The organism is Methylobacterium sp. 22177, assembly GCF_052045615.1.
Taxonomy (GTDB): Bacteria; Pseudomonadota; Alphaproteobacteria; order Rhizobiales; family Beijerinckiaceae; genus Methylobacterium; species Methylobacterium radiotolerans.
Genome location: NZ_JBQEPK010000013.1, coordinates 94,525 through 120,588, shown reverse-complemented (window position 1 = coordinate 120,588; position 26,064 = coordinate 94,525). Strand labels below are relative to the sequence as shown.

The following is a 26,064-nucleotide window of genomic DNA, read 5'->3' as shown; positions in this document are numbered from 1 at the left end:
TTCGCCCCGCTCGCGAAGACGATGCGGGGTGGCGATCGGGCATCGACCCCGAAGCGCTCACGCCGCCCGCGTCAGCGCCGCCTTCTCCTCCGCGAAGGCCCAGTCGAGCCAGGGCGTCAGCGCTTCCAGATCCGAGGTCTCCACGGTGGCGCCGCACCAGATCCGCAGGCCCGCCGGGGCGTCGCGGTAGGCGCCGATGTCGAGGGCGACGCCCTCGCGGTCGAGGCGCTCGACGATCCCCGCCGCGAAGGCCGAGACCGCCGCGTCGCCGCGGGCGAGCACGTCCGGATCGGCGATCACGAGGCAGACGCCCGTGTTCGAGTAGGTCGCGGGATCGGCGGCCAGCGGCGCGATCCAGGGCGTGCGCGCGACCCAGTCGTAGACGACCTTCGCGTTGGCGTCGGCCCGCGCGTGCAGCGCCTTCAGGCCGCCGATCCGCTCGGCCCAGTCCAGGGTGTCGAGGTAGTCCTCGACGGCCAGCATCGAGGGCGTGTTGATCGTGTCGCCCTTGAAGATGCCCTCGATCAGCTTCCCGTCCTTGGTGAGGCGGAAGATCTTCGGCAGGGGCCAGGACGGCGTGTGGCTCTCCAGCCGCGCCACGGCGCGGGGCGAGAGGATCAGCATGCCGTGCGCCGCCTCGCCGCCCATCACCTTCTGCCACGAGAAGGTCACGACATCGAGCTTGTCCCAGGGCAGGGGTTGGGCGAAGGCCGCCGAGGTCGCGTCGCAGATCGTCAGCCCCGCGCGGTCGGCCGCGATCCAGTCGCCGTCCGGCACCTTCACGCCGGCCGCGGTGCCGTTCCAGGTGAAGACCACGTCGCTGTTCTTCGTGTCGATCGCCGCGAGGTCCGGCAGGATCCCGTAGGGCGTCTGGTGGATGCGCGGCGCGATCTTGAGCTGCTTCAGCGCGTCCGTCACCCACTCCTTGCCGAACGCCTCCCAGGCGGCGACCTCGACGGGCTTCGGCCCGAGCATCGTCCACATCGCCATCTCGACGGCGCCGGTGTCGGAGGCCGGCACGATGCCGATCCGGTACTCGGCCGGCACCTGCAGCACCGCGCGCGTCAGGTCGATGGCCCGGCCGAGCTTGGCCTTGCCGAGGGGCGAGCGGTGCGACCGGCCGAGCGCGGCGTCGGCCAGGGCGGCCGGGGTCCAGCCGGGGCGCTTCGCGCAGGGACCGGAGGAGAAATGGGGCACGCGCGGGCGCTGCGTGGGGCGGCTGGTCATGGCGGATCCATCCTTGCAGAGGGCCGCGCTCCCGCGGGGAGGCGCGTCCCGACTCGCGCATGCGCCGAAACCGGCCGGCTTGCAAGCGCCCGTCCCACCGGCAGTCTTCGCGGCGCTGCCCCCGGTCGGGACAGGGGCCCGGGCGGCGGGGAACAGTCGATTAATCCGGGCCCGTTAGCCTTAATGAGGTGCCGCGTTGCGTTTGAGGTGCGCCGATGTCTTTCCACAGCGCCGCGATATTGGCGGTCTGGTCCGTTCTACTCTTGGTTATTGGAGCCTTAATACCCCGCATCGTGCTGGCGAGCCGGACACCGCGCGTCGTGCCGCGGCCGCTGCAGCTCGACCCGCTGGATTACGACCGCGACGGCCCGGTGATCGACCTCGAGCCGGCCTGACCGGCCACAGACCCGTCGCGCAGATCGGGGCGGCGCTCGGCGGTGATCCGCTCGGCCTCCGCCCGCCGCCAGCGGGCGATGGCGGCGTGGTTGCCGCTGGACAGGACGTCCGGGATCGCGCGGCCCTCCCAGTCGCGGGGGCGCGTGTAGTGCGGGTACTCGAGGAGCCCGCCCTCGAAGCTCTCCTCGACGCCGGATTCTATCTTGCCCATCACGCCGGGCAGGAGCCGCACGCACGCATCCAGCACCACCAGGGCGGCGATCTCGCCGCCGGACAGCACGTAGTCGCCGATCGAGACCTCCTCCAGGCCGCGCCCGGCGATCACGCGCTCGTCGACGCCCTCGAAGCGGCCGCAGACGATCAGCGCGCCCGGTCCCGCCGCGAGGTCGCGCACGCGCGCCTGGGTGAGCGGCCGGCCGCGGGGCGACATGAGCAGGCGCGGGCGCGGGTCGTCGGCCCCGGTCGCGGCGTCCACGGCCGCGGCGTCGATGGCGGCTGCGAGCACGTCGCAGCGCAGGACCATCCCGGCCCCGCCGCCAGCCGGCGTGTCGTCGACCGAGCGGTGGCGGCCGAGGCCGTGCTCGCGGATGTTGCGGGCCTCCAGGGTCCAGTCGCCCCGCGCCAAGGCGTCGCCCGACAGGGAGAGGCCCAGCGGGCCCGGGAACATCTCCGGGTAGAGGGTGAGGATCGTGGCCCGCCAGGGCGTGTCCGCGCGCGTCATGGCGCTTGATGGCGCGCGGGGTGCGGCACGGTCAACGGGCCCGGCACCGCGGACGCGCCCCGCGGGTTGTCGGCCATGATCCGCGCCCTCGCCCTCCTCGCCGTCGCCGCTCCTGCCGCCCTGGCCGGCCCGGCCCGCGCCGCCGAGCCCCTGGCGCCCCCGGGCGCGCCCGCCGCCGCCTTCCCCAGGCCCGACCGGCCCGTGGCCGAGATCGTCGCGCCGCGCTGGTCCTCGGAGGCCGAGCGCGACAGGGCCGGCGAGTTCGAGCAGGTCGCCACGGGGATGGGCATCGCCCCCGGCGAGACGGTGGCGGATATCGGCGCCGGCAGCGGCTACTACGCGGTGCGGCTGAGCCCCCGGGTCGGGCCACGGGGCCGCGTGCTCGCCGAGGACGTGACGCCGTCCTACCTGGCGGCCCTGGAGACGCGGGTGCGGCCGCTCGGGAACGTCACGGTCGTGCGCGGCGAGCCGCACGACCCGCGCCTGCCCCCGGCCTCGGTGGACGCGGCGATCCTCGTCCACATGTACCACGAGATCACCCAGCCCTTCGGCCTGCTCCACAACCTCGCCGCCGCGATGCGCCCGGGCGGCCGGGTCGGGATCGTCGACGCCGACGCGATCCCGTCGCGGCACGGCACGCCGCCGGCGCTCCTGCGCTGCGAGCTCGCCGCCGCGGGCTACCGGGAAACCGGCTTCCGGCCGCTCGCGGACGGGGCCTACCTAGCGGTGTTCGCCGCCCCCGCCCCGGAGGCGCGCCCGAGGCCGGAGACGATCCGGCCCTGCCGCGACGACGCGACGGCGCGGTAGCGGCGTCTCAGGAGCGCCAGCGCAGCTCGCGGCGCTCCAGCGGGTTGACGAACGGGCGCCCGTCGCGGGCCGATTCCAGGGCCTCGCGCTTCAGCCGGAAATACCATTGCGAGGGCAGGTCGCCCTGGCCGAACAGCACCATGGTGGGCTTGCGGTCGAGCCCGTCCTGCGCGTGCTGGAGCACCTGCTGGTCCTGGGTCAGGAACTGCCGCATCAGCGGGCGCGCGACCGGCTTGAGCAGGTTCAGCGCCGGCATGCTCCAGTAGAGCGCGTTGGTGAGCAGGGTCCGGTCCGGCGTCAGCGGCGTCGCGAAGGTGTAGTTCGCCACCCGCTTCTCCCCCGCGCGGATGCGCTCCAGCCGCACGCCGGGCAGGCGGAACTCGATCTCGACCTCGGGGATGCCGCCGAGCAGGCGGTAGACCGGCGAACTCGTCGTGGTCGCGTGGCTCGTCATCACGAAGCCGTGGGGCACCGGCTGGAAGGTCTTCACCTTCTCGCGGAGCTGCTTCGAAGGCCGGAACCACCACGAATCGTGGACGAAGGCGACGTGCCCGGGATCGACGAGGCTCAGCGTCGTCAGGTCGAAGGAGGCCTCGACCTCCAACTCGACCACGAGGAAGCCGGCGGGCTCGAAGTCCAGCGCCGGCACCTCCGGCACCGCGCCCGCGGCGGGGCCGAGATGCGGGTTGACCCACAGGAAGCCGGCGCTCTCCCGCACGGGGAAGCGCTGCACCTGGATGCGCGAGAAGTCGGCCGCGTCGTGCTCCGACAGGGTCGGGACGTCGCGGCAGCGCCCGTCGGTGCCGAAGCGCCAGCCGTGGAACGGGCACATCAGGGTGTCGCCGTCGAAGCGGCCCTTCGACAGGGCCATGCCACGGTGGGGGCAGCGGTCGCGCAGCGCGAAGGGCGTGCCGTCGGGGGCGCGGCCCAGCACGATCTGCTCGCCGTTCAGCGCCACGGCCCGCAGGGCCGATCGGCCGCCCGCCCTGCCGAGGCTCCGGGACTGCCCGACGCAGTACCACGCGTTGCCGAGCGGCTGGCGCATCGCGTCGGGATCGAGCGCGGCCTCGTCGGCGGGGCGCGGCGGGTTGGCGAAGGGCGCGTTCAAGGCGGTTCGGGCAGACCTCGGGACGCCCGTCATACGCCCGGCCGCCGGGGCGGGGAAGCGCCGGCCCCTGGGAGAGCCCGGTCCGGCGCGGCGCCGGTTCGGCACCGATCTGGGGAGGACAAACGGGCGCAGGCGCGGGGCTTCACAAGCCGGGTGCGGCCACCTACCTTCGCTTCACCCGCAACAAACGAAAGGAGGTGATCCAGTGTCTCATTGTCATCAGCCGTGTGTCTCGGCTCATCGGACCTGGACCGTCGCCTCCGGCGCGTCGCTCTAAGACGCGCTAGAGACCCGATCTCGGGACAGTTCCGCCGGACGACACGGTTCGGCAATGGAAGGGCCACCCTCTCGGGTGGCCCTTCGGCGTTTCAGGGTCCGGGTGCGCGCTCAGCGCCGCTGGGACTGGAACAGCGGTTGGGCCAGCGCCTCGGTCCGGGCGCGCCACAGGTCGCGCTCCTCGCGCAGGGCGTCGCGCTCGCCCGCCAGGGTCAGACGCTCGGCCCGCAGGGCGTCCCGCTCCGCGATCGCCCGGTCGCGCTCGGCGCGCAGCTCCTCGCGCTCGGCCCGGAAGCGCTCCCGCTCGCCGCGGAACTCCTCGCGCTCGATGCGGACGTCCTCCTGCTCGGCCCGGAGATCCTCCAGGGAGCCGATCTCGTCGCGGATATGCTCGCGCAGGGTCCGGATCTCGTCGGCCAGGATGGCCTGCAGCTCGTCCTGGCGCTCGGCCTCGACGCGCAGCTTGGCCTTCAGCATCAGGTTCTCGGCCATCAGCTCGGCGATGTCGGGATCCTCGGCCGCGACCCGCGGGGCCTCGTGGGTCGCGACGACGCGGGGCGACCACGCCGTCTCGCCGCCGCGGGCCCGCTTCGCCTCGGGCGGGGCCTCCGCCGGCCGCGCCTCGCCGCGGGTCTCGACCGGCGCCTGGGCCTTCATCGCCGTCAGCCAGTCGCGGAGCGGACCGGTCGCGGGAAAGCTGCCGGGCTCGGTCGGCGAGTGAGAGCGGGCGGGTTCCGACATCGGCGGGCGTCCTGAGCGAATATGGGCTGAAGACAATCCCAACATGCTTAACGATCGGTAAAAGTTAACGCTGTTCGTCCCGCCCGTCCCGGCGCCGGAGCGAACCGCGGTGGCCCGGACCGGGCGCGAAAATTGACTTTCCGGCCGGCTGCCGCTACGCCCCGGCCTCCCGATCCGTTGCAGATCGACCGATGCCAAGCCGACCGGTCCCGTGAGGCCGGAGGTCAACGCCCGACAGCGCGTCCGCGCCCTCGGGCGCGATGGGCGTTGGCCGATATGCGAGGACGGGATCCGCCGGCCGAGGCACCCGCATGACGCGAGATCAAGAAGCGTTGAAGATCGAGGACGCGATCAACGAGACCTGCCCGTGGTCGGGCAAGCCGATCTCGGCCGACTCGCTGACGCTCTACAACGGCGCCGTGGTGGGCTTCTGCAACCCGGAGTGCCGGGACAAATTCGCGAGCGCCCTGCGCAGCTTCGAGGCCGCCCTCCAGGCGCGCCGCGTCGAGCGCGCCGGGCTCGAGCAGTAACGGCGGGGCGTCAGGATCATGTTCGAAGGCCTGTCCGACCGCCTCTCCGGCATCCTCTCGGGACTCACCCGTCGCGGTGCCCTGACCGAGGCCGACGTCACCGCCGCCATGCGCGAGGTGCGCCGCGCCCTGCTGGAGGCCGACGTCGCCCTCGAGGTGGTCCGCGGCTTCACCGACCGGGTGAAGGAGAAGGCCGTCGGCGCCGTCGTGCTCAAGTCGGTGACGCCCGGCCAGATGGTCGTGAAGATCGTCAACGACGAGCTCGTGGCGATGCTCGGCACCGACGCCGAGACCGTCGATCTCAACGCCCCCGCCCCGGTGCCGATCCTGATGGTCGGCCTGCAGGGCTCGGGCAAGACCACGACCACCGCCAAGATCGCCCGGCGCCTCTCCGACCGCGAGAAGCGCAAGGTGCTGCTCGCCTCCCTCGACACGCGCCGCCCGGCCGCCATGGAGCAGCTCGCGGTGCTGGCCAAGCAGGTCGGCGTGGAGAGCCTGCCGATCGTCGCCGGCCAGTCTGCGGTGCAGATCGCCAAGCGCGCCATGGACGCCGCCCGTCTCGGCGGGTTCGACGTGGTGATGCTCGACACCGCCGGCCGCACCACGGTGGACGAGGGCCTGATGGCCGAGGCCGCCGAGGTGAAGGCCGCGACGAAGCCCCACGAGGTGCTGCTCGTCGCCGACGCGCTCACCGGCCAGGACGCGGTCAACACCGCCCGCGCCTTCGACCAGCGCCTCGGCGTCACCGGCATCGTCCTGACCCGGATGGACGGCGATTCCCGCGGCGGCGCGGCTCTGTCGATGCGCGCCGTCACCGGCAAGCCGATCAAGCTCGTCGGCGTCGGCGAGAAGGTCGACGCGCTGGAGGAGTTCCACCCGGCCCGCGTCGCCAACCGCATCCTCGGCATGGGCGACATCGTCTCGCTCGTCGAGAAGGCCGCCGAGACCATCGACCACGAGCAGGCGCTCCGCACCGCGGAGAAGATGCGCAAGGGCAAGTTCGATCTCGAAGACCTGTCCATGCAGCTCGCCCAGATGGAGAAGATGGGCGGCATCGGCGGCCTGATGGGCATGCTGCCCGGGATGGGCCAGATCAAGAAGCAGGTCGAGGGCGCCAACCTCGACGAGAAGATGTTCAAGCGCCAGCGGGCGATCATCTCGTCGATGACCCCGCAGGAGCGGAAGAACCCCGACCTCCTCAAGAACAGCCGCAAGAAGCGCATCGCGGCCGGCTCTGGGGTCGACGTCTCGGAGATCAACAAGCTCCTGAAGATGCACCGGACCATGGCCGACATGATGAAGGCGATGGGCCAGGGCAAGCGCGGGATCGGGCAGGCGCTCGGCTCGATGTTCGGCCTGGGCGGCGGCGGGATGGGCGGCGGCATGCCCGGCCTCCCGCCCGGCATGCCGGAGCCGACGCCGGAGCAGATCGCGCAGCTCGAGAAGCAGTTCGGCGGCAAGCTGCCGCCGATGCCGCCGGGCCTGGGCGGGGGCGGGATGCCCAAGCTTCCCGGACTTCCGGGCCTCGGCGGCCCGAAGCTGCCGGGTCTCGGTGGGTTCATGCCGGGGAAGAAGAAATGAGCGTGCTCGCGGCCCAGGCCGTCGATCCCGAACTCGCGCGCCTGCGGGACAGCATCGACAATTTCGATGCGGCGCTGATCCACCTCCTCGCCGAGCGTTTCCGCTGCACGCAGCGGGTCGGCGAGCTCAAGGCCCGAAAGGGGATCCCCCCTTCCGATCCGGACCGGGAGGCCCGTCAGGTCGCCCGGCTCCGCAAGCTCGCGGTCGAGGCCAAGCTCGACCCCGACTTCGCCGAGAAGTTTCTGGCCTTCGTGGTCAAGGAAGTCATTCGGCACCACCAGTCGATCAAGGCGGACCACGAGTCCCAGATCGAGCAACAGCGAAAGTAGTCAGACCATGGCCCTCAAGATCCGTCTCACCCGCGGCGGCGCCAAGAAGCGCCCCTACTACCGCATCGTCGTCGCCGACGCCCGTGCCCCGCGCGACGGCCGCTTCATCGACAAGGTCGGCGCCTACGACCCGATGAAGGCCAAGGACGATCCGGCCCGCATCGTGCTCGACAACGAGAAGATCCAGAGCTGGCTCGCCAAGGGCGCGCAGCCGACCGACCGCGTCCTGCGCTTCCTCGACCAGGCCGGCCTCGCCAAGCGTCCGGCCCGCAACAACCCGCAGAAGGCGGAGCCGGGCGAGAAGGCCAAGGAGCGCGCCGCCAAGCGCGCCGAGAAGGCCGCCGCCCCCGCCGAGGACGCCGCCGCGTAAGGCGCACCGGTCATGGCGCGCCGCCCCGCAGGTCCCACCTCCCGCGACGGCGGCCGCCGAGGCCGCACGAGCTCGGCGATCGGCAAGATCGCGCCCGACGCGGCGACCTCGCCCAAGGCACCGGCCCCCAGGCCGGCGCCGCCGCCCGTGCCGCCCGATCCCAACCTCGTCCTGCTGGGCGAGTTCGGGCGGGCGCACGGCCTCACCGGCGAGGTCCGGCTCAAGTCCTACACCGGCGATCCGCAGGCGATCGCCGGCTACGGAGCGCTCCAGACGTCCGACGGCCGGACGCTGGCGCTCGCCGACGTGCGTCCCGCCCCCGGCTCGTCGCCCGACATGCTGATCGCCCGGGTCAAGGGTGTCTCGGGCCGCAGCGCCGCGGAGGCGCTCAACCGCGTGGCCCTGTTCGTTCCCCGCGACCGTCTGGCCGCGCCCGAGGACGACGACGAGGTCTACGCCGCCGACCTGATCGGCGCCGCGGCGGTGGACGAGGCCGGAACCCTCGTCGGGACGATCGTGGCCGTGCCGAATTACGGCGGCGGCGATCTCCTGGAGCTGCGACCGCCGAACGGCGGCGCCACCGCGCTCCTGCCCTTCACCAAGGCCTTCGTGCCGGTCCTCGACGTGGCGCAGCGCCGCGTCACCGTGGCCGCGCCGGAGGATCTGTTCGCGGCACCGGGCGAGAAGCCCGCCGACGATCCGGGCTAGGGCTCGGGGGCCGGTCCGCGCGCCGAGGGCGCGTCCGGAATCCGGGCGCCGTCCCGGCCGCGGCCGCCGCCCTCAGTGCCCCCCGGCCGGCGCCCCACCGCCGAGCTTGACGCTCTTCAGGCTCAGGGCCAGCGGGACCGCGCAGGCGGCGACGAGGCCGAGCACCCAGAACACGTCGATATAGGCCCAGTAGGCCACCTGGGTGCTGAGCACGCTCCCGATCCACGCCGTCGCCTGGTTCTGGGCCTCGACACCGGCGTAGCCGTGCTCGGAGAAGTACTGCGTCGCCTGCCGCATGGTCTCCTGGTAGGCCGGCGAGGCCGGGTTGACGCTCTCCACCAGGCGGCTCTGATGGAACTGGCTCCGGTAGGCCAGGATGTTCTGGGCGAGCGAGACACCCATCGAGCCGCCGACGTTGCGGGCGACGTTGATCAGCGCCGAGGCCTGATCGGTCTGGTCCTTGCGGATCCCCTCGTACGAGGCCGAGGTGATCGACAGGAACACCATCGGCAGGCCGATGCCGATATAGACCCGCGACCACGCGAAGAACGCGAAGGTCGTGCTGCCGTCGATCCGCGTCAGGTCGTACATGCCGAGCGCCACGATCGTCATGCCGGTGGCGATCAGCCATTTCGGCTGGACGTAGGACGAGATCCGGCCGGTGAGGAACATCATCACCACCGTGACGATGCCGCCCGGGCCGAGGACGAGGCCCGACAGGGTGGCGGTGTAGCCGTAATATTCCTGCGTGATCTGCGGGATGAACTGCGTGGTGGCGATCAGGATCGCCCCGGTGAACATCATCACCAGGAAGCACGAGCCGAACTGGCGATTGCCGATCAGGCGGAGGTCGACGACCGGGTTCTCGCGGGTCAGCAGCCACGGGATCATGGCGATGAACGAGACCACCATCAGCACGCCGGAGACGTTCATCAGCGTCGAGGTGCCGAACCAGTCCTTCCGCTGGCCCTCGTCGAGGATCACCTCCAGCGAGCCGAGGAACAGGGCGACCAGCACGAAGCCGACGATGTCGAAGCGGATGCCCTTGCGGACCAGGGCGCGGCGCTCCTTCTTGGCCGCGTCGCTGTCCTCGATCAGCCAGTACATCAGCCCGAGGGCGATCACGCCCACCGGCCCGTTGATCAGGAAGCACCAGTGCCAGGAAGCGTTGTCGGAGAGCCAGCCGCCGAGCGTCGGGCCGATCACCGGCGCCACCACGATGGCGACCCCGTAGAGCGCGAAGGCCTGGCCGCGCTTCGCCGGCGGGAAGGAATCGGCCAGGATCGACTGCGCGAGCGGCGCCATGCCGCCGCCGCCGAGCCCCTGCATCACCCGGAACAGCAGCAGGGATTCCAGGCTCCAGGCGAAGCCGCACAGGATCGACGAGGCGGTGAACAGCGCCACCGACCACATGAAGAAGGCCTTGCGGCCGTAGCGCTTGGCCAGGAAGCTCGACGCGGTCAGGGTGATCGCGTTGGCGACGAGGTAGCTCGTCACCACCCAGGCCGCCTCGTCGGGGCCGACCGCGAGCCCGCCCGAGATGTAGCGCAGGGCCACGTTGGCGATGGTGGTGTCGAGCACCTCCATGAAGGTCGCCAGCGCCACCACGCCCGCGATCAGCCACGGATTGTGGCCGCCCGGGGCCTTGCCGGACGCGGCCTTGCTTCCTCTCGCCTGCCCCGCACCCGGCTTGCGTCCGGGCGCGGCCGCGCTCGCCTGGCCGGCCACGGCGCTCACCGCACCGTGACGGTCGGGACGATCGACATGCCCGGGCCGATCGACACGTCCGTCGGCCAGTTCTTGACCACGATCTTGACCGGGATGCGCTGGGTCACCTTCACGTAGTTGCCGGTGGCGTTCTGTGCCGGCAGCAGGCTGAAGGCCGTGCCCGAGCCCGGCTGCACCGAGGCCACGGTGCCCTGGATCTTGCGGCCGGGATAGGCATCGATCTCGATGTCGACCGGCTGGCCCGGCCGCATGTCGGTGATCTGCGTCTCCTTGAAGTTCGCCGTCACCCAGATGTCGTCGGGCACGAACATCGCCAGGGTCTGGCCGGCCTGCGCGAGCTGGCCGACGCCGCCGGTGAGCCGCACGATGCGGCCGCCCTGCACGGCGCGCACCGTCGTGTAGCCGAGGTTCAGCTCGGCCTGCTCGACCTGCGCCCGGTCGCGGCCGAGCTGCGCCTGGGTCGAGGCCTTCTGGGCCTGGAGCGAGCCGACCTGCTTCTGCGCGGCGACCACGCTGGCATTGGCGCTCTGCACGGCCGCCTGCCGCTGCTGCAGCGTCGAGGTCGCCGACTGCGACTGCTGGACCGAGCCGGAGCCGCGCTCGGCGAGGTCCTTGTAGCGGGCCGCGTCCTCCTGGGCGAATTTCAGCGCCGCCTCGGCGGTGGCGACCTGCGCCTTGGACACGTCGATGTTGGCGTACTGCGCCTGGATCTGCGCGTCGATGTTCTTGATGCCGGCCTCGTCGGCGGCGACCTGCGCCTTCGCCTGGTCGAGGGCGATGTCGTAGTCGCGCTGGAAGACCTGGAACAGGATCTGGCCGGCCTCGACGTGCTGGTTGTCGGTGACCGGCACGTCCACCAGGTAGCCGCCGACCTTCGGCTGGATCGAGATGCTGCGCGCGTCGACGAAGGCGTCGTCGGTGCTCTCGTAGGGATGCATGTAGAGCAGCCAGTAGAAGAACACCCCGACGCAGAGCGCGACGACCGCGAGGCCGCCGAGCAGGAACGCGACGGGGTGGCGCCGCAGGACGCTGGGGCGCCGCGCGCCGTCGTCGTCATCCTCGGCTTCGTCTCCCGCCTGCCCGTCCTGCGCCTCGGGCGCGTCGTCGGCCCCCTCCGTGCCGGGCTTGCGCGCGGCCTCGCGGTCGGCCGCGCGATCGGCGGCCGGCTCGGTGCGGCCGAGATCGAGCACGTCGCGTTCGCGCGCGACGGCCGGGCCGTCGGCCGGCCGCGGGCGCGCCTCGTCCTCGGAGAGGTGCCGCTGATCGTCAAACATGGGAAGTCGTCGCCCGATGGGCCGGCCACCCGGGGGTGACCGGGCTTGTCGCATCGCCCGCCTCAGGCAGCAAAAGCCGGCCGCAGGCTCAAGGTTCCACGCGCAGATCGGCCCGTCTAGGAACGCATGCCGCACTGCGGCGTTCTGCGCCCGGAACCTTCGCGGTTCTCGGCCTGAAGGCCCAGGAGTTCGCCATGACCAGCAGCCCATCCCCGACGCCGAACAGCCCCGGATCCGGCCCCGCGACCACGCCCTCCGGCATCCCGCTCGTCGGCGTGGCGCGCCTCGACGCCATGAGCGCGGCGCTGGCGCGGAACTGGTGGCTCGTCGCCCTGCGCGGCGTCATCGCGATCCTGTTCGGGGCGGTCGCGTTCATCGCCCCGGGCGCCTTCGTGCTCTCACTCGTCCTGTTCTTCGCCGCCTACATGCTCGTCGACGGAATCTTCGCCGTCGTCGGCGCGGTCCGGGCCGCGCAGCGCCACGAGCGCTGGGGCTTCCTGCTGCTCGAGGGCCTCGTCGACATCGTCGTGGGCGTCGCGGCGGTGCTGGTGCCGGCCGCGGCCGTCTGGGCATTCGTCCTGCTGCTCGCCGCCTGGGCGCTGGTCACCGGCGGCCTGATGATCGCCGCGGCCTTCCGCCTGCACCTCCATTACGGGCGCTGGTGGCTCGTCCTGGGCGGGGTCGTGTCGATCCTGTTCGGCCTCGCGCTGCTCATCAACCCGGGCATGTCGGCCCTGGTGCTGACGTGGTGGATCGGCTCCTACACCTTCGCCTTCGGCATCCTCCTGCTGATCCTGGCCTTCAAGCTGCGCGCCCAGCACGGGGCCGTCGGTCCGGGAGCGCCGCTCGGCCGGTGAGCCGGCCCCGGCCGGACCGGACCCCGTGGCCCGATCCACACGGTCGCGGCGCGATCGACGCAGCGCCCGTCCCGCGACCCCGCACCGGCGGGACACCGGGACGGATGCGGCTTAGAAGGCTCGGTCGGCCGGATCGACCGGTCCCGGAACACGCACCACGATGACGCCCGACGCGCCGGAACGCGCCCCGGCCGACGGGCCGAAACCGCCGAAGCCGGATCCCGCCGCCGACGCTCCGGACCCGCGGCTCGCCGCCCGGGAGGCCGGGCGCGCCGCGCGCGACCTCGCGCGCCATCTCCGGACCCTCCTCGCCGCGGCCGGACTCGGCCTCGCGCGGACCGGCCGGGCCCTGTCGGCCCGCGCGGCGGAGCGCGCGGCGCGAGCGCGGGCCGATCTCCCGCCCGCCGCCGAGACGGGCGCGCGCGTCCGGACTCGGCGATTTCGCCCGATCCTCGGCCGCCGGCACCCGGCCGTGATCGTCGCCGCCCTGGTGGTCCTGCTGCCGGCGCTGGCGCTGGCGATCTACCTGTTCGCCGCCTTCGTGAGTCTGCCGCCGCTGGGCGGCGCCGTGGTCGAGACCGGCCAGCGGGCGATCACCGTCGAGGCCGACGACGGCCGGGTCTTCGCCACACGCGGCAGCTTCCGGGGCCAGAAGCTCACCGCGGCCGACCTGCCGCCGCACCTCGCCCAGGCGATCGTGGCGATCGAGGACCGCCGCTTCTACAGTCACTGGGGCATCGACCTGCGCGGCCTCGCCCGGGCGACGTGGCGCAATCTCCGCGGCGGCGGCGTGCGCGAGGGCGGCTCGACCATCACCCAGCAATACGTTCGCCTGACCTCCCTCAACCAGGAGAAGACGCTCTGGCGGAAGGTGCAGGAGGCCTTCCTGGCGCTGCGGGTCGAATCGACGATGAGCAAGGACGCGATCCTGCTCGGCTACCTCGACTCCGCCTATTTCGGCGCCGGCGCCTACGGGGCGGACGCGGCGGCGCGGCGCTATTTCGGCAAGCCCGCCAAGGCGCTGAACCTGCCGGAATCGGCGATGCTGGCCGGGCTGGTGCGGGCGCCCTCGCAGCTCGCCCCGACCCGCAACCTCGGCGGCGCCAAGGAGCGCGCCGACGTGGTGCTCCAGGCCATGGTCGAGACCAACGCGATCACGCAAGGAGAGGCCGACGCCGCGCGCAAGCAGAGCGTGACCCTCAAGTCGCCCCCTGAGGCGCCGCCCGGCACCAACTACTTCCTCGACATGATCGCGGGCGACGTGAAGCGCCTCGCCGGCACGGACGGCGACATGACGGTGCGCTCGACCCTCAACCTCGACCTGCAGAGCCTCGCCGAGGGCGTCGTGGCCCGCCGCCTCGACAAGGACGGCGCCCGCCGCAAGGTCGGCCAGGCCGCCATGGTGGTGCTCTCGAAGGAGGGCGCGATCCTCGCCATGGTCGGCGGCCGCGACTACGAGGACAGCCAGTTCAACCGCGCCGTCCAGGCCAAGCGCCAGCCCGGCTCCCTGTTCAAGCTCCTCGCCTACCTGACGGCCTACGAGAAGGGCTACACGCCGGAATCCGTGATGGTCGACCGCCCGATCCAGATCGGCGACTGGCAGCCCGAGAACGACGACGGCCGCTACCGGGGGGCCGTGCCCCTGCGGACCGCCTTCGCGCTCTCGATCAACACCGTGGCGGCCCAGCTCGGGCAGGATGTCGGCATCCCGGCGGTGATCGCCACCGCCCGCAAGCTCGGGATCCAGTCCGACCTGCCCAACGTGCCGAGCCTCGTCCTCGGCTCGGGCGCCGTGAGCCTCCTGGAGATGACCCGCGCCTACGGCTCGGTCCTGTCCGGGCGCACCCCGCTCCAGACCTACGGCATCCAGGCGATCCGCGGGGCCGCGCCGCAGCCGCTCTACGTCCGCACCGACGCGGCCCCGGGGCCGATGCTGGCGCAGGAACCGCGCACGATGATGCTCGACTCGCTGCAGGCGGTGGTGGAATCCGGCACCGGCCGCGCAGCGCGGGTGCCGGGCCAGATCATCGGCGGCAAGACCGGCACGAGCCAGGATTTCCGCGACGCGTGGTTCGTCGGCATGACCCCCGACCTCGTGGTCGGGATCTGGGTCGGCAACGACGACGACAGTCCGATGAACCGCATGTTCGGCGGTGAGATGCCGGCCGGGATCTTCCACGACTTCGTCCAGCGGGCCACCGAGAAGCTCGCGAAGGGCAGGGCCCGCCCCTCGGCGGAGCGGGCCGAGCCGGCCCGGGCGACGGCACCCGCACCCGAGCCGGCCGCGGTTGGCGAGGTCCGCGGCGTGCCGGAGGTGATCGACACCGGCACCCTCAACCTGCGCGGGCGAGTCGTGCGCCTCCTCGGCGTGGTCGGCGAGCGCGGCCACCTCGCCCGCCAGCTCGCCAGCTACCTGCGCCGTCGCGAGGTCGTCTGCAGCGGCCTGTCCGACGGGGCCACGGCCCGCTGCCGCATCGAGGGCGACGACCTCGCCGGGCTGATCCTGGCGGCGGGCGGCGCCCGCGCCTCGGAGGACGCCCCACCGGACCTCCTGGGCGCGGAGGAGCAGGCCCGGGCCGAGCGGGTCGGCCTGTGGGGCCGGTGACGCCCTAGCCCGCCCCGAGCTTCGCCAGAGTCCGCGGGTCGGGGACGCCGTCGAAGTAGCGCGCGAGCGCGTCGGCGAAGACCGGCTCCCCCGGCACGGCGCGGGCGAACAGCGTCATGCTGGAGCGGAACTTCAGATCGTCGGGCGAGCCGAAGATCGCGTGTGCCGAGCGCCCGGCGACGGCGTTGACGGCCGCCGTGCAGGCGCGCAGGCGCGCGCCGAGCACCGGGTGCGCCGCGTAGGCCTCGGCCTCCGCGAGCGACCCGATGGCGTAGCGCTGCGCCATCGGGCTCGCGCCGAGCCCGGCGATCTGCGGGAAGACGAACCACATCCAGTGGCTGCGCTTGTCCCCGGCCTGCAATTCCGCCAGGGCGCGCGGGTAGACGCCCTCCTGCGCGGCGACGAAGCGGCCGAGTTCGTAGGTGTCGGTCATGCGCGGCTCCGATGCCCCTGCCTCGCCGGGTCAACCGCGCGGCGCCGGCAGCGGATGCACGCGCGAAGGCACGCGCGAACGCGGGCGCGGATCCGGGTCGCCGCAGACGCCGCGTCGGGATTGGTGTAAGCGCCGCCCATGCTCGGAACGCTCGTCGCCTACATGGTCGCGAACCCGGCGATGAGCCACGCGCTGACGGCGATCCCCGAGACCGCCGGAATGGCGGCCGCGCTGATCCTGCTGCGCAGCCCCCGCCCGGAAGGCGTCGCGGCGCTCGTGGTCTCGACCTACTATTACGGCCGCGAGGCCGGGCAGCGGGAGCACGACATCAAGCATGCGGGCTGGGACGCCGTGCAGGCGCATCTCGGCGCCGAGTTCCTGTACGGCTGGTCGCTGCCGAACCTGCAGCAATGGGTGGCACCGACCTGCGCCGCCTGGGCGGTGGCGGCGGCGATCTACCTGGTCCGGTCGCGGGCGGCGCGGGCGGTGCCCGCTCGGCCGCCGGGGCGCGGGCGGCCCTGATGGGCAGCCCGGCCGCACCCGCCGCGCGATCGCCCGCGGCGCCGGGTGCCCGGCTCAGGCGCGGGTGAACGGCCCGTCCGCTGGCCCGATCTCGCTGCGGTCCCCGAGAAGCCGCCGCCCCGAGGCGATGATCTGGACCGTCTCGCGGCTGCTGCACTGGCGCCGCGCCAGGGCCTCCAGGTCGCGCAGGTAGTCGATCACCGGGCTGCGCTGCTTGTCGGCGCGGCCGATCACCGGCTCGACCTTCGCGGTCACCAGACCGCCGACCGTGTCCCAGAACTCCGCCGGGCGGGTCGCGGCGTCGCCCATCGCAGGCTCGTGCATCGCTGATCTCCTCTGGCCTCGCCGCCGCTCTTGTCGAGCGTTTCGGCCGCCGGCGCATTAGCTCATGTTGAAGACGATCCTCCGGATCGCCGGGCTCGCGGCATCGTCATCCGCGCGCCGGGCGGTCCGACGGGACGGCATCCGGTGGCGCGGCCCGCAACGGACAGCGCCGCCGCGCGTGTCTCGGATGGACAGCAGGGAGCCCGTATGCCCGCCGACAACGTCCCGACCCAAGATGGCCGCGCGCCGGAGCCCGCCCGGACGGGCGCGTCCCCGGCCGGGGAGAGCCGCCTCCGCTCGATCGCCAAGGCCATGAGCTGGCGCGTCGTCGGGAGCCTCGACACGCTGCTGCTGTCCTATCTGTTCACCGGAAGCGTGCTGGTCGCCGGCTCGATCGCCTCGACCGAGACCGTGACCAAGACCGTGCTGTACTACCTCCACGAGCGTGGCTGGGGCCTGATTCCCCTTGGTCGCGCCTGAATGCCGTCGGGGGATGGCGATGCCCGCGATCCCCGCCCCGCCGCCCGCCGGCGCGACACCCTCGAGAGCCCGGACCGGAGAGAGCCGCATGCCGCAGATCACCGTCGGAGGACTCGGCCTCCGCTACCACCTTGAGGGTCCCGAGGACGCTCCGGTCGTCGCCTTCTCGAACTCGCTGGGGGCGACCCTTGAAATGTGGGACGCGCTCCTGCCGGCGCTCGCGGGACGCTACCGGACGCTGCGCTACGACACCCGCGGCCACGGCGGATCGGACACGCGCGACCGGCCCACGGCGATCGCGGATCTGGCCGGGGACCTCGCGGGCCTGCTGGACGCCCTCGGCATCGGCCGGGCCCATCTGGTCGGCCTGTCGCTCGGCGGGATGACCGTGCAGGCGCTGGCGAGCGCCGATCCCGGACGGGCGCTCAGTGCCACCCTGATGGCGACGGCGGCCTTCCTGCCGAGCCAGCAGAGCTGGGATGAGCGGGCCGCGACCGTGCGCGCCCAGGGAACGTCGGCCGTGGTCGAGGCGACGCTGGGGCGCTGGTTCACGCCGGGCTTCGCGGCGCGCGACCCCGAGGCGGTCCGGGCTGTCCGCGAGCGATTCCTGGCCTGCGATCCGGCCGGTTACGCGGTCTGCTGCGGGGCGATCGGACGAATGGATCTCCGTCCGGCGCTCGGAGCCATCACCGCGCCGACCCTGGTCATCGCCGGCCGCGACGATCCCTCGACACCTCCGGCCATGGCCGAGGAGATCTGCGGCGGCATCGCCCAGGCCGAGCTCGTCGTGCTGCCCCGCGCGGCGCACCTGCTGGCCGTCGAGCGCGCGGACGCGGTCGGCGCCTACCTGCGCGCCTTCCTCGACCGCGCCGCGCCGGGCGCGTAGCCGGGCCGCCGCGGCGTCCCGGCGATCGCCTCAGGGGAGGGGTCGCGCGCCGCGAGCGGGATCCTGCGCCGCTTCAGTGGCAGGCGATGCCGACATCGGCGGGCGACATGCCGCGCGCCAGGCGCCGCCCGGTCCGCAGCAGCGCCTGTTCGAGCAGCGCCACGGTCAGCGGATCGCCGTCCTGCTCGGCCAGTTGATAGGCGGCGAGCAGCGCGTCGCCGAGCTCGCCGAGCTCGCCGAGCCGGTCCGTCGGGTCCGCATCCGCGACGTCGGCGTCCCGCCCGGTGCCGGTGTCACGCCCCTCGGCCAGCGCGCACAGTTCCGCGCGGCGTCTCGCGTTCGCTTCGTCCTCTGGTGAGCCGTTGCGCATCGTGTTGGTCCCTCAACCAGCTCGAGGGTGCACCTACAGGTTGCGAGCCGTCAACTCCCCCCGGCGTGCCCGGCGAGCGGTCGAGCGTCGCATCTCTCCGGATGGGTAAACCGGGTGCCGAACGGTCCGCCGGCCCGCGCGACGGAGCGCGGAGACGCCGATGCCCGATGCCGTATGAGGGCCGATGCGGGGGCATGCCAGAAAAGGTCGGCGACAAACCACAACTTTTGCGTGCAAATCCGGCGGATGGCGCGGTCCGGCAAGGTGAACGGATGGTTAAAACGCGGTGAGGCCCCCGCGGCAGCTCCGCGGGGGCCTCACTCATCGACGCACCATCAGGAGCGTCCGGCCGGTATTACTTGATGAGGGCGAGGAGGGCCTTGCCGGCCTTGGAGTTCAGCTCCTTGGCGTCGAGCGTGCCGTCGTTGTCCGGATCGGCCATCTTGAAGCGCTCGCCGACGGCCGCGAGGTACTCCTTCTTGTCCAGGGTGCCGTCGTTGTCCGGATCGGCCTGCTGCACGCCGGCCTTGCTCAGGCGGCCCTTCAGCTCCTTGGCGTCGAGCGTGCCGTCCGAGTCCTTCTCGAGACGGTCGAAGGTCGCCGAGGCCACCGCCTCCACTTCCTTCATGTCGACGGTGCCGTCGTTGTCGGTGTCGATCATCTTGACGGCGCTCGCTCCGCTCACCGGCTTGGCGAGAGCGGCCGGAGCAGAGAGGCCGCACACCGCGAGGGTCACCGCCGCGAAGCCACTGATGAAACGGAGGGTCATTGCCAGATGCTCCCGAAATTTGATGCTCGATCTTCCTAGTCTCCGACTCGCCGTGCTGCAAGTGCGAAATTCGACCCTGTGGGTTGAGCGCGCCGTCTCGGCTCGGTCGCCGGCGAGTCGGCATAGAAAAAGGGGCCGGCGCGAGCCGGCCCCCGAAGAGGACGCGCAATCACCGGACGGCGATCCGCGCGGCGAGTCAGTATCCGTAGCCGCGCCGCATCACCGGGCGGTCGTCGTCGAAGCGCTGCCGCCGGTAGAGGCGGTCCTCGTCGTAGGCGCGGTCGCGTCGATACTCTTCGCGGCGGAAGTCGCGCTCCCGATTGGCGCGGGAGCGCAGGTCGACGCTCGGCCCGTCGGGGCCGATCTCGATTCGCTGCGCCGCGGCGGGGACGACGCTCGCGAGGGAGGCGGCCAGGACGGCGCCGGCAAGCAGGGTCTTCATGGGACTCTCCTTCGTGCGTTAGGGGTCCAACCCGTCTTCGCGCCGATCGTTCCCGATGTTCTCCCGTTCTTCCCGCGCGCCTCACAGTTCCGGATGGATCAGGCGAGCGTCGCGAGGTCCTGAAACCAGTGCTGCGCCTGGACGTAATTCTTCACCCGCGACGACAGCGCGTGCGGATTGGTGTCGTGAACCACCCAGACCTGCACGGCGTCGTCAACGACGATTTCGTGGATGCGCGCGAGCAGCCGGTTCTGCTCGGCCACGTCGAGGCTCGCCTTCACCTTGTCGCAGAGGGCGTCGACCTCGGGGTTGCGGTAGTGGCTCCAGTTCACGCCGTTCGGCGCGATCTGACGCGAATCGTAGAAGCGCAGGATCGCGTAGAACGGGTCGGACGTGACGTAGGCGATGTTGCCGGCGCTCACGCCCTTGAGGCTCGGATCCGCGGCGCCCTGGCGCCACGCCGTGTAGGCGACCTCCAGCTCGACGGTCTTGAACTCCACCTGGATCCCGATCTCCGCCCAGCTCTGCTGGACGAACTCGTTGATCGGCAGCGACAGCATCTGCCCGGTGCCGCCGGTCGGGATCAGGACCGTGGCCTTCACGGGGTTCTTCACCGAGTAGCCGGCCTCCTCGACGAGCTTGCGCGCCGCCTCGACGTCGGTCCGGATCCTGAAGCCCGGCTTGCCGAACCACGGGCTCGACTCCTGGACCTGCCCGACCGCGGGCTGGGCGAGACCGCCCATCAGCTCGACGACGCCCGCGCGGTCGATGGCGAGGTTGGCGGCCTTGCGCAGGCGCAGGTCGCGCCAGGGCGATCCCTCCAGCATCGACAGGTGGTAGTTCCAGACATGGGGCGTCTCGTTGCCCACGACCCGCATGCCGGCGGCCTTCAGGCGCGGCACCGCGTCGGGCGCGGGCGCCTCGATCAGGTCGACGCTGCCGGACAGGAGCGCGTTCACCCGGGCGAGGTCCTCGGGCACGCAGGTGAGGGTCAGCTTCGCGAGCTTCGGGACCCGCTTCGGGTTCCAGTAGCCGACGTTCGGCAGCAGCTCGAGGCGCACCCGCGGCACCAGCTGCCCCATCCGGAACGGCCCGGTCCCCGAGGGCTCGAAGGCGAACTTCGCCCAGTCCTTCCCGACCTTCTCGTACTGCGCCGGCGACGAGATCAGGAACCAGAGCATCTGGTAGGGGAACAGGCTGTCGGGCGTCTTGGTGACGACCTGGACGGTCTTGGCATCGAGCTTCCGGTAGCTCGCGACCCCGGGCAGGCGTGGGCGGACCTGGGCGGCCTGCCGCTGGTCGAAATGCGGCGCCTCCTTGTTCAGCACCTTGTCGAAGTTCCAGATCACCGCGTCGGCATCGAAGGCCGAGCCGTCGTGGAAGGCCACGCCCTCGCGCAGGTGGAAGGTCCAGACCTTGGGGTCGGCCGGGTCGGCCTCCCACGCGGTGGCGAGGCCCGGCACCATCTTGCCGGGCCGGTCGGCGACGTCGAGCTCCCAGGCGACCAGGGGGTCGTAGAGGGTCAGGCCGGTGAACTGGTAGCCGCCCGCGCCCCGGTCCGGCTGCCCGGTGGTCAGCGGCAGGTCGGTCATGGAGATGCCGTAGGTCAGGGTGCCGGGGGCCGCGCCCTGCGCGCCGGCCCGGCCCGCCGCTCCCAGCGCCGCGAGGGCGACGCCCCCGGCCATCAGGGATCGGCGTGTCGGCTTGATCGGGTCCATCGTGTCTCTCGGCTGAAGGCGCGGGCGCCGCACGGAGCGGCACCGGCCGTCAGGCGCGCGACGGCGCTGCCCCAGCCTCCTCCCCATGCTGCATACAGAATGATGCACGCATCGTGCCCAATGCCCGCCTGCGCCTGCCGCCGCTTCCCGGAGACAGCGCGGAGACAGCCCGGAGACAGCGCGGGTCAGGCCTCCCAGACTTGGCCCGGCCGGAGTGCGACGAAGCGCTCGGCCGGGATACCGGCGCCGCCGAGGGCCGCCGCGAGCGCCTCGACGGGCCGCTCGATGCCTTCGTCGGTGAGCTGGAACGTGCCCCAATGGTGGCCGAGGGCCTGCTCGGCGCCGAGCAGGGTGAAGGCCTTCACGGCCTCGGCCGGATCGACGTGCTGGGCCTGCATGAACCAGCGCGGCTCGTAGGCGCCGATCGGCAGCGTCGCGAGGCGCGGCGGCCCGAACCGGGCCCGGACGTCGGAGAACAGCGCGCCGTCGCCGAAGCCGGTATCGCCGACATGGTAGTGCACGCCGCGGGGCGAGGTCAGCACGAAGGCGCACCACAGTGCCATCCGTCGGTCGTTGACGCCCCGGGCCGACCAGTGGTTCGCGGGGGTCAGGTGGACCTGCAGCCCGTCGCCGAGATCGACCGACTCCCCCCAGTCGCGGGTCTCGACATGCATCGTGTCGTCGTAGCCGCGCAGGATCGTGTCGTTGCCCAGGGGCGCCACGATCAGCGGCTGGTGCGCCTGCCAGATCCGGGCGAGGCTCGGCCCGTCGAGATGGTCGTAGTGATTGTGGGTGATGAGGACCGCGTCGATGGGCGGCAGGTCGGCGAGGGCGATCCCCGGCGGGTTGACGCGCTTCGGCCCGGCGAAGCGGACCGGGCTCGCGCGCTTGGCGAAGACCGGATCGATCAGGATGTTCCGGCCGGCGACCTGCACGAGGTAGCTCGCGTGGCCGATCAGCACGACCCGCAGGCCTTCGACCCGCTCCGGTGGCCGGTCGGCGGGATAGGGGCTGGGGAAGCTCTTCGGCCAGGGCTCGCGCTGCCGCTTAGCCTGCCAGCGCAGCACGTCCGGCAGCGCCTTGTCGGTCGACTGTCCCGGCAGGAAGAACCGCAGCCCGTCGAAATGGTCGGAGGTCGGGCCGCGGTAATAGGGATTCCGTCCGCGCCGGTGCGCGGCGTAGCCGACGCCGCCGAGCGTCATGACCGTGGCCGCACTCGCGACCGTGAGCAGGCTGCGCCGTTTCATGGATCCGAGATGGCCGGAACCGGGGGGCGGTCAAGCGCTGCCGCGGCGCGGCGGGGAGCCTCAGGGCGGATTCGGCGCGGTCTCAGGGGCGCATCGCGGGCGCGGAGGACGCCCGCCTCACTCCACCATCTCGGCGGCGAGGGACAGGCGCGCCCGGTAGACCACCTTGCCGACGCCGTCGCGGACGCAGGCCACGTAATCCTGGCGCTCGACGTCCGGCAGCATGTCGCGGGCGATCGCCGACATGATCCGGGTGACCTTGGCGCGGGCCGCCGGCAGATCCGGCAGGTCGAACCCGACCTCATCGTGGATCGGCTGCGAGCCGTCGTGCAGATCGATGAAGTAGCGGGGCATCGGCGCCAAGCGTCTCTTAGAGAAGTAGTCTGCCGACAGGATTGGTCTTGCTATGGTTAACAGTGCCTTAAAAGCCGAGGTCTGACGCTGCTCGACGCTCGGGCGAGAGCCCGTCTCCGGCCCCGATGCGCCGCCCCTGAACCGCCGGATGCTCCGGGGCGCCGCGGGCGGGGCCGGAAGCCGGAACCGCGGTCGGCGCGAGAGCCGTTCCCGATCGCGTCGCGACGGTTCGGAACGACGACGATTCCGTGCGGGAGAGCCGCGCCATTCCTCATTTTCACGCCCCCCTCTCCCGACGGGTCTCGGGCCTGCCCGAGATCCGCCCGAGGTGACATCTGGGCGCCTCGATCGGGGACGGCGCCTCGATCGGGGACGATGTCGGCAGGGAGGACTGTCCATCCGACAGACCCGGCGCGCCGAAGCGGCGATCCAACTTGCTCAGGCAATTGGCTCAGGCGAGCGGGCGCCCCGACGGGGTCCTCACACCCCGTCCGGCGGCAGCGCCTCCGTCACCTCGACGCGGCGGTTGCCGGCCACGGGAGCCGTCTCCTCGGCGGCGGCGACGTCGCTCTGGACCGGCGCCTTGTCGAGGGCCTCGGCGACCGCCGCCACGCCCTGGTAGCGGGTCAGCCGCCGGTCGATCATGCCGTCGATCCGGTCGTGCAGCTCGGACACGGTCAGGCTGCGGCGCTTGCCGCCCGTCTTCTCGGTGAACAGGCTGCGATTGGCCCGGGCCGCCGTGCGGAACTCGCGTCCGGCGACCTCGTCGGGCTTCTCGGAGGAGAGCGACAGGAAGCGGCCGGCGCTCGCCGTGCCGAGGAAATGGGCGAGGTACAGCTCGGTCGTGGTGAGCGCGCGCCCGACCCGGGCCTCGATCCGCTCGCGATCGCGCTTGATCAGCTCGGCCGCCATCAGGGCGGCGACGCGCGGGTCGTTGCGCAGGCCGAGCACCCGGGCGCGCATGCTGCCCGCGACGGTGATCGCGGCGCCCCGGCCCTTCACGGCGGCGGCCTCCTCGGCGAGCCCGTAGCGGGCGCCGTAATCGCGGATCATCTCCAGCCAGGTGCGGGCGACGAACTGGAACAGCCCCTGCGCCGAGGATGTGGCAGCCTTCGCGTCCGTGTCGAAGCTCGATTCCTTGTCGGCCAGCGCCATCATGTAGACCGGATCGACGCCGGCCTCGTCGGAGGCCTTGACGATCGTGTCGACCACCTTGCGCGGCACGCTGCGCTCGCCGAACTTGACCGCGTCCTGCTCCTGCGTGACCCGCGGCAGGGCCGCGAGGTCTTCCTGGATCAGGGCCGTGGTGGCGGGCTCCTGCTCCGGCACCGGCAGGCCGTTCCAGGCGTCCTTGGCCGCCGGCGCCTCCGCGGGAACCGCGGGCTCGGACGCGCGTTGTGCGAGGGCATGCGCGGCTCGCGGGCTGGTGTCGACCCGGTCGTGGGCCTGGGCGGCCGGCGCGAAGTAGGCGGGCGCGAAGGCGGCCTGCGGCAGGCCGAACCCGGCGACGAGCCCCAGGGCCAGCGTCCCGGAGATCCGGCCGAGGCCGGTGCGGCGAAGTGACCGGCGCCCTGTCTCGCGTCCGGCCCGCGGCAGCCACGCCACGGCTTCATCCTCGAAATGGCCCGTGCCGGTCAGGGTCTGCGGCACGAGTCGGCTCACGTCGTCGGCGCGACGCGCCGGCTCCGGGAAAACCCCCATCATTGGTCCTCTTCAGATCGGTCCTTGCGTCCGCCCGGCTCTGACGGCCGGGTTTTTTCCGGAAGCGGCGGCCCTATCGACGCCGGCCGTGACCAGAATGGGACGGCCCCGTGATCCAAGCGTGGCACGGTCAAGGAAGGGTTAACCCTGCTCCTTAGGGTCGCGTTAACGCCGCCGGCCGGCCCCGCGCGGGTGGACGTTGGGGCAATGTTGTCGCATTCGGCTTGGAACGCGGCACCGCCGAGCCAGTTAGGTACGGCCCCGGGGGGGCGAATTTCCGTCCCAGGACGGACCCTTCAAGACGCCACCCGCGTCCGCACAAGGACATCAGTTACCGATGAGCATGCAGTCCGGTCGCCGCGTCGGTGTCGCGTTCGTAGGCATGGGAGGCGCTGTCGCCACCACTGCCATCGCCGGCATCGAGATGATCAAATCCGGCTCCAACCGTCTCGACGGGCTGCCGCTCGCCGGTCTCTCCGTGGCCGGCATGGCCGACTACAAGGACCTCGTCTTCGGCGGCTGGGACCTGAACGGCGACGACCTCGCCTCCGCGGCGAGCGGGCACGGCGTGCTCTCGAAGGACGATATCGAGAACGGCGCCCAGGTCCTGAAGGGCATCACGCCCTGGCCGGCGGTCGGAAGCGCCAAGTTCTGCAAGAACATCGACGGCCAGAACCGGATCGTCGCCAAGGACCACCGCGAGGCGGTCTCGGTGATCGCCAACGACCTCCGCCGCTTCCAGAAGGAGAGCAACCTCGACGACGTCGTCGTGGTGAACCTCGCCTCCACGGAGCGCTGGCCCGACCTCAACGACCCGACCCTGAACTCGACCGCCGCCTTCGAGAAGGGCCTGGATTCGAGCGACGAGGCGATCTCCCCGGCGATGCTCTACGCCTACGCGGCGATCAAGAGCGGCATCCCCTACGCCAACTTCACCCCGAGCGTGGCCGCCGACGTGCCGGCGCTCCTGGAGCTCGCCAAGGAGCTGAACGTCCCGGTGGCCGGCAAGGACGGCAAGACCGGGCAGACCATGATGAAGACCGTGCTGGCCCCCGCCTTCAAGGCGCGCGCGCTCCACGTCGACGGCTGGTTCTCGACCAACATCCTGGGCAACCGCGACGGCCTCGCCCTGAACGACCCGAACTCGCTGCAGTCGAAGCTCAACACCAAGGGCACGGTGCTCGACTCGATCCTCGGCTACCCGGTCGAGGACCACTTGGTGCACATCCACTATTACCGGCCGCGCGGCGACGACAAGGAGGCCTGGGACAACATCGACGTCACCGGCTTCATGGGCCAGCGGATGCAGATCAAGGTCAACTTCCTCTGCAAGGACTCGATCCTGGCCGCGCCGCTCGTCATCGAGATCGCCCGCGTGCTCGATCTCGCGAGCAAGCGCGGCGACGGCGGCGTGCAGGAGCAGCTCTCCACCTTCTTCAAGGCGCCGATGGTGAAGAACGGCCACGGGCCGGAGCACGCCTTCGGCAAGCAGGAGCAGATGCTCCGCGACTGGCTGGGCGTGCACTAGGCGTCGTCGAAACCAGGGGGCGGCTTTTCGGA

At 72.1% G+C, this 26,064-nt stretch carries 28 protein-coding genes; 13 read left to right on the top strand and 15 right to left on the bottom strand.

All coding sequences use genetic code 11. The features are described 5' to 3' along the window. Positions 1–57: 57 nt before the first annotated feature. Positions 58–1,227: a phosphoserine transaminase gene (locus ACTJK8_RS14570; RefSeq protein WP_024829210.1), complete on the bottom strand. Its 1,170-nt coding sequence runs from the start codon at positions 1,225–1,227 to the stop codon at positions 58–60. A 215-nt stretch (positions 1,228–1,442) separates the two neighbouring features. Here ACTJK8_RS14570 and ACTJK8_RS14565 point away from each other — a divergent pair, with 215 nt between their 5' ends. Further along, complete coding sequence (locus ACTJK8_RS14565) at positions 1,443–1,622, top strand: hypothetical protein (protein WP_012320561.1); 180 nt, start codon at positions 1,443–1,445, stop codon at positions 1,620–1,622. Here ACTJK8_RS14565 and trmD read toward each other — a convergent pair. Then, positions 1,580–2,344: a tRNA (guanosine(37)-N1)-methyltransferase TrmD gene (gene trmD, locus ACTJK8_RS14560; protein WP_440762095.1), complete on the bottom strand. Its 765-nt coding sequence runs from the start codon at positions 2,342–2,344 to the stop codon at positions 1,580–1,582. The two genes, ACTJK8_RS14565 and trmD, sit on opposite strands and share 43 nt — an antisense overlap. Before the next feature lie 75 nt (positions 2,345–2,419). Here trmD and ACTJK8_RS14555 point away from each other — a divergent pair, with 75 nt between their 5' ends. Beyond that, positions 2,420–3,151, top strand: coding sequence for a class I SAM-dependent methyltransferase (locus ACTJK8_RS14555; RefSeq protein ID WP_012320559.1), 732 nt, complete (start codon positions 2,420–2,422; stop codon positions 3,149–3,151). A 7-nt stretch (positions 3,152–3,158) separates the two neighbouring features. On the opposite strand, the gene ACTJK8_RS14550 is transcribed toward ACTJK8_RS14555, so the two are convergent. Beyond that, positions 3,159–4,196: an aromatic ring-hydroxylating oxygenase subunit alpha gene (locus tag ACTJK8_RS14550; RefSeq protein ID WP_167539008.1), complete on the bottom strand. Its 1,038-nt coding sequence runs from the start codon at positions 4,194–4,196 to the stop codon at positions 3,159–3,161. 450 nt (positions 4,197–4,646) lie between these two features. Then, complete coding sequence (locus ACTJK8_RS14545; RefSeq protein WP_012320557.1) at positions 4,647–5,276, bottom strand: hypothetical protein; 630 nt, start codon at positions 5,274–5,276, stop codon at positions 4,647–4,649. Between the two features lie 311 nt (positions 5,277–5,587). Between ACTJK8_RS14545 and ACTJK8_RS14540 the strand changes: the two genes are divergently transcribed. The 5 genes from ACTJK8_RS14540 to rimM are packed head-to-tail and all read left to right on the top strand — an operon-like array spanning position 5,588 to position 8,794. Then, positions 5,588–5,806: a glutathione S-transferase gene (locus ACTJK8_RS14540; RefSeq protein WP_012320556.1), complete on the top strand. Its 219-nt coding sequence runs from the start codon at positions 5,588–5,590 to the stop codon at positions 5,804–5,806. A gap of 18 nt (positions 5,807–5,824) precedes the next feature. After that, complete coding sequence (ffh, locus tag ACTJK8_RS14535) at positions 5,825–7,387, top strand: signal recognition particle protein (RefSeq protein ID WP_024829213.1); 1,563 nt, start codon at positions 5,825–5,827, stop codon at positions 7,385–7,387. Then, positions 7,384–7,716, top strand: a complete 333-nt coding sequence (locus ACTJK8_RS14530; protein ID WP_012320554.1) for a chorismate mutase — start codon at positions 7,384–7,386, stop codon at positions 7,714–7,716. The genes ffh and ACTJK8_RS14530 overlap by 4 nt, the downstream gene beginning before the upstream one ends. Positions 7,717–7,723: 7 nt before the next feature. After that, positions 7,724–8,086: a 30S ribosomal protein S16 gene (gene rpsP, locus ACTJK8_RS14525; RefSeq protein ID WP_012320553.1), complete on the top strand. Its 363-nt coding sequence runs from the start codon at positions 7,724–7,726 to the stop codon at positions 8,084–8,086. 12 nt (positions 8,087–8,098) lie between these two features. Beyond that, complete coding sequence (rimM, locus tag ACTJK8_RS14520) at positions 8,099–8,794, top strand: ribosome maturation factor RimM (RefSeq protein ID WP_012320552.1); 696 nt, start codon at positions 8,099–8,101, stop codon at positions 8,792–8,794. Positions 8,795–8,866: 72 nt separating this feature from the next. Here rimM and ACTJK8_RS14515 read toward each other — a convergent pair whose 3' ends face one another. Together ACTJK8_RS14515 and ACTJK8_RS14510 are read right to left on the bottom strand one after the other, a co-directional pair. Next, the gene (locus ACTJK8_RS14515; RefSeq protein WP_012320551.1) at positions 8,867–10,531 is read right to left on the bottom strand and encodes a DHA2 family efflux MFS transporter permease subunit; all 1,665 of its coding nucleotides are present in this window, start codon (positions 10,529–10,531) and stop codon (positions 8,867–8,869) included. Then, positions 10,528–11,796 (bottom strand): HlyD family secretion protein, encoded by a 1,269-nt coding sequence (locus tag ACTJK8_RS14510; protein WP_440762094.1) that lies wholly within the window; start codon positions 11,794–11,796, stop codon positions 10,528–10,530. Before ACTJK8_RS14510 ends, ACTJK8_RS14515 begins: the two co-directional genes overlap by 4 nt. Positions 11,797–11,990: 194 nt before the next feature. On the opposite strand from ACTJK8_RS14510, the gene ACTJK8_RS14505 reads away from it, so the two are divergent. Both ACTJK8_RS14505 and ACTJK8_RS14500 read left to right on the top strand, forming a co-directional pair. Next, positions 11,991–12,653, top strand: a complete 663-nt coding sequence (locus tag ACTJK8_RS14505) for an HdeD family acid-resistance protein (RefSeq protein WP_024829216.1) — start codon at positions 11,991–11,993, stop codon at positions 12,651–12,653. 160 nt (positions 12,654–12,813) lie between these two features. Further along, positions 12,814–15,258: a PBP1A family penicillin-binding protein gene (locus tag ACTJK8_RS14500; RefSeq protein WP_058607396.1), complete on the top strand. Its 2,445-nt coding sequence runs from the start codon at positions 12,814–12,816 to the stop codon at positions 15,256–15,258. A 4-nt stretch (positions 15,259–15,262) separates the two neighbouring features. Here the strand turns inward: ACTJK8_RS14500 and ACTJK8_RS14495 are convergent, their stop codons facing one another. Continuing rightward, the gene (locus ACTJK8_RS14495) at positions 15,263–15,691 is read right to left on the bottom strand and encodes a DUF1810 domain-containing protein (protein WP_012320547.1); all 429 of its coding nucleotides are present in this window, start codon (positions 15,689–15,691) and stop codon (positions 15,263–15,265) included. A gap of 138 nt (positions 15,692–15,829) precedes the next feature. Here ACTJK8_RS14495 and ACTJK8_RS14490 point away from each other — a divergent pair, with 138 nt between their 5' ends. Continuing rightward, entirely contained in the window at positions 15,830–16,213 is a 384-nt protein-coding gene (locus ACTJK8_RS14490; protein ID WP_012320546.1) for a hypothetical protein, read from the top strand. A gap of 54 nt (positions 16,214–16,267) precedes the next feature. Here the strand turns inward: ACTJK8_RS14490 and ACTJK8_RS14485 are convergent, their stop codons facing one another. Next, on the bottom strand, positions 16,268–16,537 hold the full coding sequence (locus tag ACTJK8_RS14485; RefSeq protein ID WP_012320545.1) for a hypothetical protein: 270 nt from the start codon (positions 16,535–16,537) through the stop codon (positions 16,268–16,270). A gap of 207 nt (positions 16,538–16,744) precedes the next feature. On the opposite strand from ACTJK8_RS14485, the gene ACTJK8_RS14480 reads away from it, so the two are divergent. Further along, on the top strand, positions 16,745–17,017 hold the full coding sequence (locus tag ACTJK8_RS14480; RefSeq protein ID WP_012320544.1) for a DUF2061 domain-containing protein: 273 nt from the start codon (positions 16,745–16,747) through the stop codon (positions 17,015–17,017). Between the two features lie 88 nt (positions 17,018–17,105). Further along, complete coding sequence (pcaD, locus tag ACTJK8_RS14475; protein ID WP_012320543.1) at positions 17,106–17,903, top strand: 3-oxoadipate enol-lactonase; 798 nt, start codon at positions 17,106–17,108, stop codon at positions 17,901–17,903. Between the two features lie 73 nt (positions 17,904–17,976). Here pcaD and ACTJK8_RS14470 read toward each other — a convergent pair whose 3' ends face one another. The 7 genes from ACTJK8_RS14470 to ACTJK8_RS14440 all read right to left on the bottom strand — a co-directional run bounded on the left by ACTJK8_RS14470 (position 17,977) and on the right by ACTJK8_RS14440 (position 24,504). Next, entirely contained in the window at positions 17,977–18,273 is a 297-nt protein-coding gene (locus tag ACTJK8_RS14470) for a hypothetical protein (RefSeq protein ID WP_440762093.1), read from the bottom strand. 355 nt (positions 18,274–18,628) lie between these two features. Further along, positions 18,629–19,042, bottom strand: a complete 414-nt coding sequence (locus tag ACTJK8_RS14465; RefSeq protein WP_012320541.1) for a histidine kinase — start codon at positions 19,040–19,042, stop codon at positions 18,629–18,631. A gap of 196 nt (positions 19,043–19,238) precedes the next feature. After that, positions 19,239–19,484: a hypothetical protein gene (locus tag ACTJK8_RS14460; protein WP_024829221.1), complete on the bottom strand. Its 246-nt coding sequence runs from the start codon at positions 19,482–19,484 to the stop codon at positions 19,239–19,241. A 98-nt stretch (positions 19,485–19,582) separates the two neighbouring features. Then, positions 19,583–21,202, bottom strand: coding sequence for an ABC transporter substrate-binding protein (locus tag ACTJK8_RS14455; RefSeq protein WP_024829222.1), 1,620 nt, complete (start codon positions 21,200–21,202; stop codon positions 19,583–19,585). A gap of 185 nt (positions 21,203–21,387) precedes the next feature. Beyond that, positions 21,388–22,449: an MBL fold metallo-hydrolase gene (locus ACTJK8_RS14450; RefSeq protein ID WP_012320538.1), complete on the bottom strand. Its 1,062-nt coding sequence runs from the start codon at positions 22,447–22,449 to the stop codon at positions 21,388–21,390. 117 nt (positions 22,450–22,566) lie between these two features. Continuing rightward, a complete protein-coding gene (locus ACTJK8_RS14445; protein ID WP_012320537.1) occupies positions 22,567–22,803 on the bottom strand; it encodes a DUF6894 family protein in 237 nt (78 codons plus the stop codon). Between the two features lie 480 nt (positions 22,804–23,283). Then, entirely contained in the window at positions 23,284–24,504 is a 1,221-nt protein-coding gene (locus tag ACTJK8_RS14440) for a transglycosylase SLT domain-containing protein (RefSeq protein ID WP_012320536.1), read from the bottom strand. A 337-nt stretch (positions 24,505–24,841) separates the two neighbouring features. Between ACTJK8_RS14440 and ACTJK8_RS14435 the strand changes: the two genes are divergently transcribed. Continuing rightward, positions 24,842–26,032, top strand: coding sequence for an inositol-3-phosphate synthase (locus ACTJK8_RS14435; RefSeq protein ID WP_012320535.1), 1,191 nt, complete (start codon positions 24,842–24,844; stop codon positions 26,030–26,032). Positions 26,033–26,064: the final 32 nt, after the last annotated feature.

Bases quoted from the DNA above. Each gene is read 5' to 3' on its own strand.
- ACTJK8_RS14565 (WP_012320561.1), top strand. From the start codon at position 1,443: ATGTCTTTCCACAGCGCCGCGATATTGGCGGTCTGGTCCGTTCTACTC.
- ACTJK8_RS14460 (WP_024829221.1), bottom strand. From the start codon at position 19,484: ATGAAGACCCTGCTTGCCGGCGCCGTCCTGGCCGCCTCCCTCGCGAGC.
- ACTJK8_RS14540 (WP_012320556.1), top strand. From the start codon at position 5,588: ATGACGCGAGATCAAGAAGCGTTGAAGATCGAGGACGCGATCAACGAG.
- ACTJK8_RS14570 (WP_024829210.1), bottom strand. From the start codon at position 1,227: ATGACCAGCCGCCCCACGCAGCGCCCGCGCGTGCCCCATTTCTCCTCC.
- ACTJK8_RS14465 (WP_012320541.1), bottom strand. From the start codon at position 19,042: ATGACCCTCCGTTTCATCAGTGGCTTCGCGGCGGTGACCCTCGCGGTG.
- ACTJK8_RS14480 (WP_012320544.1), top strand. From the start codon at position 16,745: ATGCCCGCCGACAACGTCCCGACCCAAGATGGCCGCGCGCCGGAGCCC.
- ACTJK8_RS14490 (WP_012320546.1), top strand. From the start codon at position 15,830: ATGCTCGGAACGCTCGTCGCCTACATGGTCGCGAACCCGGCGATGAGC.
- ACTJK8_RS14485 (WP_012320545.1), bottom strand. From the start codon at position 16,537: ATGCACGAGCCTGCGATGGGCGACGCCGCGACCCGCCCGGCGGAGTTC.
- ACTJK8_RS14555 (WP_012320559.1), top strand. From the start codon at position 2,420: ATGATCCGCGCCCTCGCCCTCCTCGCCGTCGCCGCTCCTGCCGCCCTG.
- ACTJK8_RS14500 (WP_058607396.1), top strand. From the start codon at position 12,814: ATGACGCCCGACGCGCCGGAACGCGCCCCGGCCGACGGGCCGAAACCG.
- ffh (WP_024829213.1), top strand. From the start codon at position 5,825: ATGTTCGAAGGCCTGTCCGACCGCCTCTCCGGCATCCTCTCGGGACTC.
- ACTJK8_RS14505 (WP_024829216.1), top strand. From the start codon at position 11,991: ATGACCAGCAGCCCATCCCCGACGCCGAACAGCCCCGGATCCGGCCCC.
- ACTJK8_RS14435 (WP_012320535.1), top strand. From the start codon at position 24,842: ATGAGCATGCAGTCCGGTCGCCGCGTCGGTGTCGCGTTCGTAGGCATG.
- ACTJK8_RS14445 (WP_012320537.1), bottom strand. From the start codon at position 22,803: ATGCCCCGCTACTTCATCGATCTGCACGACGGCTCGCAGCCGATCCAC.
- ACTJK8_RS14545 (WP_012320557.1), bottom strand. From the start codon at position 5,276: ATGTCGGAACCCGCCCGCTCTCACTCGCCGACCGAGCCCGGCAGCTTT.
- ACTJK8_RS14440 (WP_012320536.1), bottom strand. From the start codon at position 24,504: ATGGGGGTTTTCCCGGAGCCGGCGCGTCGCGCCGACGACGTGAGCCGA.
- pcaD (WP_012320543.1), top strand. From the start codon at position 17,106: ATGCCGCAGATCACCGTCGGAGGACTCGGCCTCCGCTACCACCTTGAG.
- ACTJK8_RS14495 (WP_012320547.1), bottom strand. From the start codon at position 15,691: ATGACCGACACCTACGAACTCGGCCGCTTCGTCGCCGCGCAGGAGGGC.
- ACTJK8_RS14530 (WP_012320554.1), top strand. From the start codon at position 7,384: ATGAGCGTGCTCGCGGCCCAGGCCGTCGATCCCGAACTCGCGCGCCTG.
- trmD (WP_440762095.1), bottom strand. From the start codon at position 2,344: ATGACGCGCGCGGACACGCCCTGGCGGGCCACGATCCTCACCCTCTAC.
- ACTJK8_RS14510 (WP_440762094.1), bottom strand. From the start codon at position 11,796: ATGTTTGACGATCAGCGGCACCTCTCCGAGGACGAGGCGCGCCCGCGG.
- rpsP (WP_012320553.1), top strand. From the start codon at position 7,724: ATGGCCCTCAAGATCCGTCTCACCCGCGGCGGCGCCAAGAAGCGCCCC.
- rimM (WP_012320552.1), top strand. From the start codon at position 8,099: ATGGCGCGCCGCCCCGCAGGTCCCACCTCCCGCGACGGCGGCCGCCGA.
- ACTJK8_RS14450 (WP_012320538.1), bottom strand. From the start codon at position 22,449: ATGAAACGGCGCAGCCTGCTCACGGTCGCGAGTGCGGCCACGGTCATG.
- ACTJK8_RS14470 (WP_440762093.1), bottom strand. From the start codon at position 18,273: ATGCGCAACGGCTCACCAGAGGACGAAGCGAACGCGAGACGCCGCGCG.
- ACTJK8_RS14455 (WP_024829222.1), bottom strand. From the start codon at position 21,202: ATGGACCCGATCAAGCCGACACGCCGATCCCTGATGGCCGGGGGCGTC.
- ACTJK8_RS14550 (WP_167539008.1), bottom strand. From the start codon at position 4,196: ATGCGCCAGCCGCTCGGCAACGCGTGGTACTGCGTCGGGCAGTCCCGG.